This window comes from Paenibacillus wuxiensis (assembly GCF_040195695.1).
Classification (GTDB): Bacteria; Bacillota; Bacilli; order Paenibacillales; family Paenibacillaceae; genus Paenibacillus_B; species Paenibacillus_B suaedae.
The window spans coordinates 457,992-470,782 of sequence record NZ_JBEFZI010000003.1 but is presented as its reverse complement, the minus strand read 5'-3'; the positions used below and the strand labels follow the sequence as shown (position 1 = coordinate 470,782).

The following is a 12,791-nucleotide window of genomic DNA, read 5'->3' as shown; positions in this document are numbered from 1 at the left end:
ATCGTTGTGGCGCGATTCATTCGATTTCCCTCCTCACTTATTTAAATCCAGTCAAGGCTGAACCAGACTGCATAAAGTATTTCTGCCCGAAGAAGTAGAGGACGATCATCGGCAGTGTCATTACGGTAGAGGCGGCCATGAGCTTCTCCCATTGTGCCCCGTGATCCTGCTGAAAGCCTTGCAGGCCAAGCGTTATCGTCCATTTGGCTGAATCGTTCAAATAAATAAGCGGCCCCATAAAATCCACGTACGCCCATACGAAAGAGAACAATGCCACGGTAACGAGGGCGGGCTTCAGGATAGGCAGGATAATTCGGATATAAATTCGAATCTCAGAAGCCCCATCTATCTTGGCGGCCTCAGACAGTTCTGTCGGTATACCCATTAGAAATTGCCGCAACAGGAAGATAAAGAAGGGCGCCCCGAAGAAAGCTCCGATCGTTAACGGTAAAATCGTATTCACCCACCCAAGCTTTGTGAAGATGATATATTGCGGGATCAACTGAACTTGTGCGGGTAAAATCATCGTGGCAACAACGATCGAGAAGATGATGCCGCGCCCTTTCCACGGTATTCTTGATATGGAATAGGCAACAAGCGGCGCTGCGAATAATTGTCCGATAATATTGACGGTACAGATGATGAGCGTGTTGGTCATATACCGGGCGAAGGGGATGGTTTCTAGGGCGGCTGCATAGTTGGACCATTGGAAAGTGTCCGGCAGTAGGTTAGGCGGAAGCTGGAAGATCTCATCCGGTGTCTTTAGGGAGGTCATGACCAGCCATAGAAACGGAAATAGAAACAGAAACGAGAACAGAATAAGCACGGCATGCGGCAAAATCGATTTTCGAAGCTTCGCGGCCACGTCAGTCACCTCCGTAATAGACCCAGCGTGCCGAGGTCTTCATGAGCACGAATGTAATGAACAGGACAAGGATGAATAGAATCCAGGCAAGAGCAGAGGCATAGCCCATTTTCAAGTACACGAATGCTTCTTGATACAGGTTAACTGCATAGAACAGCAGGGATTGATCCGGCCCGCCGAGTGACTTGCCCCCGTCTACTTTCCCTCCAGCCAGGATGTACGATTCCGTGAAAATCTGAAATGATCCGATTAAGCCCATAATGAGCTGGAAGAGGATGATGGGTGACAGTCCTGGTAAGGTGATGTTCCAAAATCGATGCCACCAGTTCGCCCCATCAACTTGAGCCGCTTCGTAATATTGCTTCGGCACGCCCTGCAAGGCAGCGAGGAAGATGAGAGCTCCTGCACCGGTTCCCCATAAGCTCATGAGAATTAATGAGGGCTTCGTATACTGGGGATCCAGCAGCCAAGCAGGATCAGGAAGACCTAAGGAGCGTAGTAGGGTATTGATTAAGCCAAAATCCGGGTTCAGCATCCACGTCCATAAGAGGGCACTGGCGACGATCGGAATGACGGAAGGCAAATAGAAAATCGTCCGATAATAGTTGATTCCCTTCACCTTCGTATTCAACAGCAGGGCAATCAACAGGGAGACAATAAGCGTAATAGGCACGGCAATGAAGGTCATGAACAAGGTGTTGCGAAGTGAACGATAGAAGCTCTCGTCCTCAAATATTTGCTTATAGTTATTCAATCCAACCCACTTGGGCGAGCTGAACAGATCATACTCTGTCAGGCTGAAATATAAGGAACTGAAGAACGGATATACCGTAAAGGCTAGAAACCCGATAATCCATGGGGCAGCGAACGCTAGACCGAGGAGGAAAGTATGCCGCTCCTTCTTCGACCAGCCTCTCTTCTGCTTAGGTGGGGCAATGGATGAGGAGACGTTCATCTTGAGTGCCCTCCTTTCGTCAACAATAAGTGAATCGGCTCTGGCTTTGCTGCAAGTAGCCGGATGCGAAGGCCATAATCTACACAGCTTTTATTTCACTAACGGCTGAATCTTGTCTTTCACCTTCTTCAAGCCTTCTTCCATGCTTACGGTACCCCTCAGAATGGCATCAACCTGTACGGCGAACTCCGCAATATACTCGTTGGCGGAGGAAGTGGCTGGGAAAGAGCGCAAGTTCTGGCTCGTGGAGTAATCCAAGAACTCCTTGAACCCTGGCACATCATTATAGGCGGGATTCTTCAATGCAGACAGCTTCGTCGGCAAATTCCCAATCGCTGCCGTGAATTCGGCCATCTGCTGCGGCTCTGTCATCCACTTCAGGAACTTCCAGGAAGCATCCGGATGCTTTACACCCTTCGGGATGTAGAATACGCTTGTCGTTACATTGCCCGGTTTCTTCAGCTCAGGGTGATTCTCGTCGTAAGGAATCGGGGCGATGCCGTAGTTGAGAGTAGGAGCGAACTGCTTAATGAAGGTTGGCAGCCATTCGCCGTCAATCGTCATGGCATACTTGCCGGAGAAGAACGGATTCTGAGCAGACATATATTGCCCGAGACCGGAAGAGAAACGATCTAGATTAGCTGAGCCGTACTGATCCCAGATGCCCTTGGATAGTTCGAGTGCAGCTTTGACCCCAACATTGTCGGGTGTTACCTGCTTCGCAGCCTCATCGTAGAACGAGCCATTGTACGCATTCGCGAAGGTGTACGCATCCATTCCCGGCCATAATCCGAGCCGTTGTAGGCGGCCTCCATTCTCCACAATGCTAAGTGCCTTGATGTACTCCTTAAGTTGGCTGATCGTCTCCGGCGGCCCGCTAAAGCCAGCCTCCTTCAAAATATCTTTGTTATAAAACAGCATCGTTACGTGCATGGCAATCGGTATGGCATATGTGTTGCCGTCGTGCTGTGAAGTGCTTATAGCAGCGGAAACGAAGTCTTTCATATCGACGCCGTCCTTGGCAATGTAATCGTCAAGCGGCATCATGGTCCCACGAAGACCCCAAGGCACTACATTTTGCCCAAATTGGGATGCGATATCGGGAGGGTTGCCTCCCGTGATGGCGGTCAACTGCTTCTGATAATCGCTCTGGGACAATCCCTTCACCTGAATATCTGGATTTTCAGAGTTCCACTTGGCGATTAGCTTCTCCAGCGCTGCTGCCTCCGGCCCAGTCCATCCATACCAGAAGCTCAGTTCTACCTTCTCTTTGGAGGACGATTCGCCAGACGATCCTCCTTCACTGGAGGTGCTCCCTCCAGAACAACCTGCAAGCATGGAGAATACGAGAATGAATGCAAGACACCACATCAACGGCTTTCTTTTCATGACTTTTCCCCCTCCATCATTCAGAAATGTATACTTCCGATCTCCCGATGAAGCATACCGTGCGCATAGGGCATGCAGACCGAGGCATCCGGAAGTGTTCAAGTATCGTCGTCAGTTTCCCTCCCTTCTGGGCTTGGAGTATCCCCATGGTAGCATGTATGCGCTTTATTTTGATTTCATTTTCGTGTGCAAAAGTGGGATTATCGTATGCGTGGCGTGCCTGGCTCCTGCTGGATCGCTTGCTTGCGGTAGGAGGTAGGGGGAATGCCGGTGTATTTCTTGAAGATGCGACAGAAATAAGAAAGTTCGTTGAATCCGATCGCATAGCAGACATCGGTAACGGATAGTTCGGGCTGTTTCAACATCGTAAGGGCATGAAACATGCGAAGATCCGCTAGGTAACGATTGAATGTCTTGCCTGTCCATGCCTTGAATATGCTGCAAAAGGTGGAGCGGGACAATTTCGCTAGCGAGCAGAGCGTGTCCAAATGGAGGTCCTCATGATAGGCTGCATGGATATAATCGATGACCCCTGTCATAATCGACCGATATTTCTCGGTTTTCTCGTATCCTTCCTGCACAAGATCCTTGTTAATTTCCCGGATGAGCATCGAGAGGAGGAGGAGCAGGTTAGATTTCAGTACGATTTGGAAAAAGGGGGATCGCCGCTCATATTCAGCAAGCATTTCTTTGAGCACATGACGGACGCGCATTTCCGTAATGTGTTCGAGCGTAATTTTCGATTGCGCGCTATCATCGCGGCTGAGGAAATATTCCAGATAGGCAACATCGAAAAAGAGGGGTTCCATCGGTTTCTCCTCGAAGCGCTCGTTAATAAAAGAAGGCATAAACTCACAGCCGTAGATCTCAATGTTCTGATCAGGGGGAATATCAATACTGTGCAAGGTAAATGGGGGGATGACAAAAATATCACCCTGTTCAATCTCGAATCGCCGATTGCTGACGGTATGCCGGAAAGCCCCTTTTGCCACATACCAAATTTGAAAATAGTCGTGGCAGTGATAGGTCAGACTATGCTGCCTGTACAGCCTGTACATTTTGCAGGGCAAGTCTTCGAGCATTTCCATTTTGGATGTGAAGTAGATAATGCCTGAATGAGTCCATTTCCCAATGTCAGCTGCTTTCCACTGAATATCCAATGCCGTTCACTCCTTTGCATCTTGTAAATGGGGATCGTCTGAAGAGAATGCCATTCCATCAAGCATGCTAGTCAGTTAGCTGTAAGATGCAAATATCCTCCCGCAGAAGAAGTGCAGGAGGATATTTATCTTATTGCAAGTATATTCGCGTGCCCCTCGTAACCTTGACTACGTTTCACAGATTATAGGGTTTGTCCGCTGTCTACCGTGATGATTTGCCCCGTCATCGCTTCTTGCTCCAAGGCGGAGCAGATGAACTGAGCAATATCTTCTGGCGTGGAGATACGCTGCAGCAACAGATTAGGAGCCAGATGCTGCATACGTTCTTCCTGTCCGAGCCACCATCTTGTCGCTACCGCCCCCGGAACGACGCAATTGACCCGAATATTGGGTGCAAGCGCTCGTGCTAAGGATTTGGTCAAGCCATGAACTGCCGCCTTGGATACCGCATAGGGAAGGGAAGAGCCGAGTCCCGTCTGTCCAGCTATACTGCCGACGTTGACGATCGCACCACACTTCTTCTCCTTCATATAAGGTGCGACGGCCCGCGCACAGTAGAACATCCCCTTCACATTTACGTCGAACAGCTCATCCCATACGTCCTCCGTTGCAGCGTCGAGATCCTCCATCGGAATATGCTTCGTGATGCCTGCGTTGTTCACCAGTACATCGATCGTCCCGAAGGCCTGCGCAACCTCATCAACCATTGTTCTAACTTTATCATCTTGTGAAATATCAGCTTGAACCGCTATGGCGCGCCCGCCACTTGCACGAATGAGTTGTACGGTTTCTTCAGCATCGGCCCCGGAACGCGAGTAGTTAATGGCAACCGCTGCTCCACGCTTCGATAGAGTAAGAGCGACAGCCCTGCCGATTCCGGTGCCTCCACCTGTTACGACTGCCACTTTATGCTTCAAGTTCATACGTATTCCCCTCTCCTTGTCCATCCTATTGTCCATTGTATTGGCTGCCTATCTATTTGTATAATTGAATTATATGAATAGATGATTCAATAATATTGAACTTATAAGCAGGAGTACGCTAATGGATATCAAAACCTTAAAAACATTCCAGTGTATCGTTAAATACGGCAGCTTTAACCGTGCGGCAGAAGAAATGAACTACGCACAATCTACCATTACGATGCAAATACAGAAGCTGGAGAAGGAGATGGGCGCACAGCTTTTTGACCGAGGAAAAACGATTCAACTAACAGAGGCAGGCAGAATGTTCTACGAACAGAGCTTGGATATTGTACATCGCATGGAACAGCTGCAGATCAATATTGCGGATATGAGCAACGGGGAAGTAGGATCAGTCCGCATTGGCGTAACGGAACCGACGGCTAGCCATCGGCTGCCTATTCAGATCGCACAATTCATGAACAACTATCCGAGGATTCGTATTGCTGTAGAAATTGCGAGCACGCCTGTATTGGCGGAGAAGCTGCTTCGCGGCGAAATTGATTTTGCGATCTGCTCGTCTCCAGAAGTAGGCACCGATCTTCACTTCGAACCGTTATTTATGGAGAAGTTTGTTCTGTTATTGCCAGCAAATCATTCGCTCACTGCACGCAATACCATTCAACTGGCAGATATCGAGGGGCATCGCCTATTGATCACAGCAGCGACTTGTCCGTATCGCAAAAAGCTTGATTTCATCCTGCGGGAAGCCGGACAGTTATCTATGGACACCATGGAGATTGGCAGCATGATGGCACTGCAGCATTACGTACAAAGAGGGCTAGGAATTGCCTTAGTCCCAAAAATAATGGTGAACCCGATACCTGAAGGGACAACTGTACGAGCGATAGACGGAGTCGAAGTGGACATGCTGTCCGGCATGCTCAGTAGATCGGGGGAACATCCGTTAAGGTGTGCTGCCGCAAATATATATCGGTTTTTGGAGAAGGAACTTCGCCAGAACTGATGTGGACGAATGTTTAGCTTATCTGTAACAAGTCTGCAAAACGTTGAAATTATTGTTAGGGAGTTAATATTTATTGACTAACAATAAATACTGATCTACAATGGGTCTCAAATCCATAGAAAACGGAAGTTGAGGCTGGGAAGAATGAAAACATCCATGAGTTCAAGAGTTGTGAACATCATTGTAGCATGCGGTATTGTGTTAACCTTGCTCGCGCTTTTGGCGACTCCTTTACTGCTGACTGCCTTTTTGAAGAGTGCCTATTCTATTCTAGAACAGGATATGGTGACAGTGATAACGAGCAGTATCTATTTATGCGCGGTGCCGTTTGTGATGGCTTTATTTCAGCTCAAGAAACTTAGTAAAATAGCGTTAGGCGGCAATCCGTTCACCCATCATACCGCAAAGGCATTGAAAGTCATCGCAGTCTGTGCATTTATTGAGATTGTCTTGTTCAATGGTTGTTCCGTATTTTTGATATACGCTTACGATCTATTCTTATATGCGGCGACTATCGTCCCGATGGTAGTCGTAACGTTCATTGCGCTAACAGGTGGGTTATTGAGCTTAACCTTGGCTCAGTTGTTTGAGGAGGCTGCGAGAATCAAGGAGGAAAACGATCAAACGATATAAAGCGAGGTTATAGTTGTGGCAATTATCGTGAATCTGGATGTAATGATGGCCAAGCGGAAGATGAGCTCGACCGAGCTCTCGAAGCAATTGGGCATCACGATGGCTAACCTGTCGATATTGAAGACGAATAAGGCGAAGGCGGTGCGCTTCTCTACACTTGATGCACTATGCAAGATTTTGGACTGTCAGCCCGGCGATATTCTCGAATATGTTGAGGACGAAGAAGGGCATGAAGACAGCTCTCACACCTAAGAAGTGCGGGATATCCGTCAATAAGCTGAACACCACAAAAAGCAATCAACAGCCGTCCGAATGGCCTCGGGGCAAGTGGATTGCTTTTTTTGTTTGTTGTCTGTTATTGTACCGTCACAATCGTAACGCCTTTCATCACATTGGCGGGCTTATCCTTGTTATACAGCCAATAGGAAGGTGTATCCGCAATCTGTTGAATTCGCAGGAAGAATGCCGACTGCGGCAGTTGATCGGATTGAATGATAAGCATATTGCCGTCGACAGAAATAAGTTCTGGTGGAAGGGGGAGCTCTGCCTTGCCCGTTACAATGCTCACACTGCCGGGACGCTTGGCGGAAGCTTCATCAATCCGCTTTTGAAACGAAATCACGACCTTGCCTCGCTGTGGTCTGGCAACCGCAGTCGGAACAGGGGCTTCTTCGTACATATACTTGCCGAGGTGATATTCATAGGCGGTCCAAGTAGAGAACCCCATGTCCTGTGCCACTTCGCCGAATTCATGAAGCCATCTTCGATCCTTCACCATTGACAAGGTAGAGCCGACATCAGCCTGCACACCTAGCGGGATGTTCGGATGGACGGCACGTATCTGATCCACGAAGTTCTGGTAGCTGCGAATATACTGTGGCGGCAGATTGCTCTGCGGCTTCATCCAATCTGGCCAATGCGTCTGCAGGAAGTGAAGGTCAGGCTGAACGGCCGAGATCATCGCCGCAGCATCGAGCCCTTGAAGCTCGCGCAGCTTGGCAACAGAGTCAGGTCCGGCGTCTATCGCCAGCGACCAAGTAGCCACTAGGATGTCGCATCGGGCTTCTCGTACTCCGCCTTCTCCGTTCATGATCTCATTCAGGAAGCTGTTCACCGCTTTGACGCGAAAATCGATCCAATCCCGATATAGCGCCTTATTGGTCAGATAATAGTCTGGATCGCGTGGATTGGTGAAGTTCGGTATGCGTGGGTGCCCGTACTGTTCCTTGAATGCCGCTTGGGCAAGGGGGCCAACATCGCCGTATACACCACGCTTAATTCCGTCCCATTCAGGGAAATACGGTTCTGCTACCTCGATCCCGTCAAAAGGATAATCGCGTACCAATTGGGCGAGCTTCTGCTTCTTCCATTGGACATAGTCCTTACTATGCGGGGAGAAGCGATAGTAACCGTCATTCACAGGCTTCAGCAGTTCCATTTGCCAGCTAGGCCATTCCGGAGGGAATCCCTCTACGGAGTAAGATCCGTTGCCGAGTACAAGCGCCCATACGTACAACCCTCTCTGCTTGAATGCCTCAATGAGTTCACGATTGACGTTGTTTTCGTTGACGACGAAATAATGGACGCCCACAAAGCCATTTTGGATAATCTCATCAGCAATGCTGGCTGCCGAGCGATCTTGATAATAGCGGAAAGTCGGATCTACCTGGATCGTAGGCCCTACAAGGGCAGGGGAATGTTGCTTCGCAAGTGGTGAGCAGGGATGCAGCTTCTGCTTGGGCGTTGTATTCGTGATCGATGACAGCAAGATGGGAGGAGGTAAGCGATCCGTATGGGAACCGGTTAATCCGAAATTACGAAACGAACGAAATGAAAACATCACAATACCTCCTCTTATGCCGGCTTCTTGCTGCACTGCATCTGCCTCATGTTGAACCAGAGCCTATTGCGGCCCAATTATTATTGTTCCTTTATAACGAATTGGTTCATGAAATGCAAATTGTCCATTCCACTCTTCTCTTGCATTACGAATGGACAGCAGCGCACGGGAGCTCAATCCATTCATACGGCTGTTGCAATGCTTTCAGACCATTTTCAATAATGGAAATGATCACAATTGTCTGCTCAGGCGGAACGGTCATATGGCCAGAATTGAAGAAGGCAACCAAGTCGCGGGCAAACAGCTGGAAGAAATCCGATTCCACCTTCAAGATGCGGCTGCTGCCAGAGCGATATTTCACCGCCATCGTAAATGGGCATTCGTCACCAAGATGGCGAACTGTCGCTTGCCTGCCATCCCCGAATTCAATTAGCAGCGCAGGGGCTGTCTTCGTTCCGATTGACATTACTCGCTTCGCGTCTGCTCCCATGAGCGAAACAATCGGTTCGATCTGGTGGATGGAGTAACTCCTGAATGTACCCGGCCCCAAGCTGGCTATTACTTCAATCCCATCACGGTCTGCTTCGGTATATTCCTTTGCATATCGTAGGGCCGATGAGGAGTACAGCGGTGTGCCATGTTTTGCAGCATGATCGAACAAGCGAATGGCCGCAGCCCGATCAGGGGCGAACGTCTTATCGATATACGTGGGCTTGCCGGAAGCCAGCGGCAGCTCGGCAAGTACCTCGTGCTGCTCTGGATGGTCTGGTGCGAGCACGATCAGGTAATCACTTTGCGCGACAACTTGCTCGATGCTGTCCAATAGCTGAACACCGTGCTTCTCCGCCCATGCAGCATTGCTGAGCCCATGTTCCGAATCCTTCAGGCCATAGGCGTATGCGACCTCCATGGTGCCGCCAGAGGCGCTGCGAATCCACGCTGGATAATTATTGGCATGCCACTCGTCTAAGTAATAATCGATGAACCCGATTTTCTTCATGCGAATGAACCTTCCTTCGCGAACGAAATTTCCTTTCTCTGTTCGGACGAATCGTAAATAGCTTGAAGCATCTTGGCAGTCAGAATAACCGTATCAATATGGGAAGGCAGCTTCTCGCCAGATTTAATACAGGAGATGAAGCTGTCAATCTCGTTCTGGAACATATCTGTCTTATTGAACTTCGGTGTGCTCTCCATCAGAGCCCCATGCTTCGCGCTGTAGATCGTGAAGTCTGCGCCGTACTGCAGGCGGATGCCAGCCTTATCGCCTAGGAAGTCGATGTACATTTCGTCCACGCCAATGTTCTGCGCCCAAGCGCCATTGACTGTAATGGAAGGGCCGGAAGTGCGGATCATTGCCGTTACAAAGTCATCTACATCGTACGTGCCTGCATAATTCGGAGGCCCTGCCCACATGTTGATGTAGGAGTAGTTCTCCATATCCTTGCCCAGCTTGCTATAAGCCTGACCGGTTACGGTTTGCGGATCTGGATCGCCCGTGCAGTACATTACGATATCGAGGAAATGTACGCCCCAATCAATGAGTGCGCCTCCGCCGGCAACAGCCTTGTTCGTGAAGTCCCCGCCAAGACCAGGGATCGAACGCTGGGAGCGGAAGCTGACGTAAACATGGTACAGTTCGCCCAGATCGCCGTCGGCAATCATCTTTTTAATAATATTCACGCCAGTATTGAACCGATTTACGACCCCGATGTTCAGCGTCATGCCTGTCTCATGCTGCACCTTCTGCATCTCCAGTGCCTCTGAATACGTTCTGGCAGCTGGCTTCTCGCACAGCACATGCTTGCCTGCGCGCATGCAATCAATCGCGATGGAGGCATGGCAATAGTTCGGTGTACAGATGGACACAGCTACGACTTCCGGATCATCCAGAATGATATGATAATCCTCAACTGCTTCCCCACACTCGTACTTCTCGACAGCTTGCTCTGCCCGTCCCTTGCGAATATCGCAGAAATACTTAATCTCTACCTCTGAATTCGCCATATAAGACGGGATGTGGGCACTGTTCGCAATCGTCCCGCAGCCGATAATGGCAACAATCGTTTTACTCATATCGAATCCCTCCAAGGTATGGGGCCAGTAAGGAACTAGGCCGAATTAGTTCTAGTGACTTGCGCAATAAGTACTCCCATGGTAGCATGTATGCGCTTTAATTAATTTGACTTTCGTATATAAAATTGGGATTATTGTTCGATTTTCGAGTAGGGATCGCCTCAATCTACGTCTTCTACATAGCTACTGCAATGGGCGTGCATATTTTACAGATTCCGGACAAATCCCATATATAGTGGAATCCTTGCCATCAATCCCATATACTTAGAACTTACTGATTTGAAAATATAGAATGAATGGAGATATGAAACATGTCTAATTTGCCTAACTGCCCTTCCTGCCAATCGGAATATACGTATGAGGATCGCAATATGTTGGTATGCCCGGAATGCGGGCACGAGTGGTCTGCGAATGCAGATGCTAGCCATTCGGAAGATGACAAGGTCATTCGCGATGCGAACGGCAATATATTGAACGACGGAGACACGGTATCCGTCATTAAGGATTTGAAGGTAAAGGGAAGCTCTTCCGTGATCAAAATCGGAACAAAGGTGAAAAATATTCGCCTTGTTGACGGCGATCATGATATTGATTGCAAAATCGATGGCTTTGGCGCCATGAAGCTGAAGTCTGAGTTTGTAAAAAAGATATAAGCGAGCTATGCGAAAATGTAAAACCCACCTAGACAACTGTCACAGGTGGGTTTTATTGTATCCGCTATTCAATTGCAAGATTGAAATTGGGCATCGCTGAGCGACGAGGGGGTCACGCTGACAACGTTGTTCGTCGTATGCTCAGCTTTCGGACATGATACCGCCATTTACATGAAGCACCTGACCTGTGACATAGGAGGAATCATCGGAAGCTAAATAAATATAAGTCGGTGCGAGTTCAAATGGCTGTCCGGCACGTCTCATTGGGGTGTCACGTCCAAAGGTTGAGACATAGTCAGCTGAGTAACTGGATACGGTAAGCGGCGTCCATATGGGACCTGGGGCGACAGCGTTGACGCGTATGCCTTTATCAACAAGCTGTAGTGACAATGAACGTGTAAAGGATACGACGGCTCCTTTGGTAGAGGAATAATCAACTAGCAAGGGGGCGCCTGCATATGCGGTTACAGAAGCGGTTGAAATGATGGAGCTTCCCGGCTGTAGATGAGGGAGGGCGGCTCTGGTCAAATAAAACATTGGGAAGATGTTCGTGCGGAATGTATTTTCCAGCTGTTCGTCAGAAATGCAGAGCAGACTTTCCTGAGGGAACTGAACGCCCTGGTTCAGCACAAGCACATCGAGCCGACCGTAGTGTTCGATTGTTCTGCGAACGACCTCCGTGCAGAATGCTGGCTGACGGAGATCAACTTCAAGCAGTAGGCATCGCGCTCCATAGCTTTCAACCATTTGGCGGGTTGCCTCTGCATCCACACGCTCGTATAGATAGGCGATCGCAACGTCTGCCCCTTCTTTGGCAAAGCCGATGGCAACAGCACGTCCGATGCCGCTGTCACCACCAGTAATAATCGCTACCTTGCCCGCCAGTTTGCCGCTGCCCTTGTAGCCTGGATTATCGGATATTGGCAGAGGGTGCATCAAATATTCAAGTCCTGGCTGCACATTCTGATGCTGCGGCGGGAAGGTAAGGGGGACTTGGCGACATTGCGTTTCGTAGCTGTAATAAGGAATCATCGGAATCATGACAAGATCCTCCTGTGACTTTGTAAACTTACAGGCAGAATATTCGCCTACTCCTAGATTGGTGCTTCGGAAGTACGATCGAGACACATGGCGGAGTCTTTATTGCGCAAACGGAATGTGAACATGTTATACAAACAAGAGACTTGTCCCATCGAACACATCTTCCCAGTTCTATAATTAACGTAGGAATATGTTGTACCTGTGCGAATTTGGCAAATAATAAACAAGCACAAGTCGGGAATGCTCATGG

13 protein-coding genes are annotated in these 12,791 nt (G+C 49.0%); 4 read left to right on the top strand and 9 right to left on the bottom strand.

Translation table 11 applies throughout. The annotated features are described in order from the left end of the window. Positions 1-37 precede the first annotated feature (37 nt). The 5 genes from ABN764_RS08380 to ABN764_RS08360 all read right to left on the bottom strand — a co-directional run bounded on the left by ABN764_RS08380 (position 38) and on the right by ABN764_RS08360 (position 5,292). The gene (locus ABN764_RS08380) at positions 38-865 is read right to left on the bottom strand and encodes a carbohydrate ABC transporter permease (protein WP_315746573.1); all 828 of its coding nucleotides are present in this window, start codon (positions 863-865) and stop codon (positions 38-40) included. 1 nt (position 866) lies between these two features. Continuing rightward, the gene (locus ABN764_RS08375) at positions 867-1,820 is read right to left on the bottom strand and encodes a carbohydrate ABC transporter permease (RefSeq protein ID WP_446671562.1); all 954 of its coding nucleotides are present in this window, start codon (positions 1,818-1,820) and stop codon (positions 867-869) included. 90 nt (positions 1,821-1,910) lie between these two features. Next, positions 1,911-3,209: an ABC transporter substrate-binding protein gene (locus ABN764_RS08370; protein ID WP_446671561.1), complete on the bottom strand. Its 1,299-nt coding sequence runs from the start codon at positions 3,207-3,209 to the stop codon at positions 1,911-1,913. A 200-nt stretch (positions 3,210-3,409) separates the two neighbouring features. Continuing rightward, complete coding sequence (locus tag ABN764_RS08365) at positions 3,410-4,369, bottom strand: helix-turn-helix domain-containing protein (protein ID WP_446671560.1); 960 nt, start codon at positions 4,367-4,369, stop codon at positions 3,410-3,412. Positions 4,370-4,551: 182 nt separating this feature from the next. Further along, positions 4,552-5,292 (bottom strand): SDR family NAD(P)-dependent oxidoreductase, encoded by a 741-nt coding sequence (locus ABN764_RS08360; RefSeq protein ID WP_446671559.1) that lies wholly within the window; start codon positions 5,290-5,292, stop codon positions 4,552-4,554. A 121-nt stretch (positions 5,293-5,413) separates the two neighbouring features. Between ABN764_RS08360 and ABN764_RS08355 the strand changes: the two genes are divergently transcribed. The 3 genes from ABN764_RS08355 (at position 5,414) to ABN764_RS08345 (ending at position 7,183) form a co-directional block, all read left to right on the top strand. Beyond that, positions 5,414-6,298 (top strand): LysR family transcriptional regulator, encoded by an 885-nt coding sequence (locus tag ABN764_RS08355; protein ID WP_446671558.1) that lies wholly within the window; start codon positions 5,414-5,416, stop codon positions 6,296-6,298. 156 nt (positions 6,299-6,454) lie between these two features. Beyond that, a complete protein-coding gene (locus tag ABN764_RS08350; protein ID WP_446671557.1) occupies positions 6,455-6,931 on the top strand; it encodes a DUF2975 domain-containing protein in 477 nt (158 codons plus the stop codon). Between the two features lie 15 nt (positions 6,932-6,946). Next, on the top strand, positions 6,947-7,183 hold the full coding sequence (locus ABN764_RS08345) for a helix-turn-helix domain-containing protein (RefSeq protein WP_142545000.1): 237 nt from the start codon (positions 6,947-6,949) through the stop codon (positions 7,181-7,183). A 103-nt stretch (positions 7,184-7,286) separates the two neighbouring features. Here the strand turns inward: ABN764_RS08345 and ABN764_RS08340 are convergent, their stop codons facing one another. From ABN764_RS08340 to ABN764_RS08330, 3 genes are all read right to left on the bottom strand, one after another. Then, complete coding sequence (locus tag ABN764_RS08340) at positions 7,287-8,771, bottom strand: N-acyl-D-glucosamine 2-epimerase (protein WP_446671556.1); 1,485 nt, start codon at positions 8,769-8,771, stop codon at positions 7,287-7,289. 145 nt (positions 8,772-8,916) lie between these two features. Beyond that, on the bottom strand, positions 8,917-9,771 hold the full coding sequence (locus ABN764_RS08335; RefSeq protein WP_446671555.1) for a Gfo/Idh/MocA family oxidoreductase: 855 nt from the start codon (positions 9,769-9,771) through the stop codon (positions 8,917-8,919). Then, the gene (locus tag ABN764_RS08330; protein WP_446671554.1) at positions 9,768-10,847 is read right to left on the bottom strand and encodes a Gfo/Idh/MocA family protein; all 1,080 of its coding nucleotides are present in this window, start codon (positions 10,845-10,847) and stop codon (positions 9,768-9,770) included. The genes ABN764_RS08335 and ABN764_RS08330 overlap by 4 nt, the downstream gene beginning before the upstream one ends. A 311-nt stretch (positions 10,848-11,158) precedes the next feature. On the opposite strand from ABN764_RS08330, the gene ABN764_RS08325 reads away from it, so the two are divergent. Beyond that, positions 11,159-11,500 carry a zinc ribbon domain-containing protein YjdM gene (locus ABN764_RS08325; RefSeq protein WP_072729239.1) on the top strand — a complete coding sequence of 114 codons (342 nt, stop codon included), beginning with the start codon at positions 11,159-11,161 and terminating at the stop codon, positions 11,498-11,500. A gap of 141 nt (positions 11,501-11,641) precedes the next feature. On the opposite strand, the gene ABN764_RS08320 is transcribed toward ABN764_RS08325, so the two are convergent. Beyond that, a complete protein-coding gene (locus tag ABN764_RS08320) occupies positions 11,642-12,541 on the bottom strand; it encodes an SDR family oxidoreductase (RefSeq protein WP_446671553.1) in 900 nt (299 codons plus the stop codon). Positions 12,542-12,791: the final 250 nt, after the last annotated feature.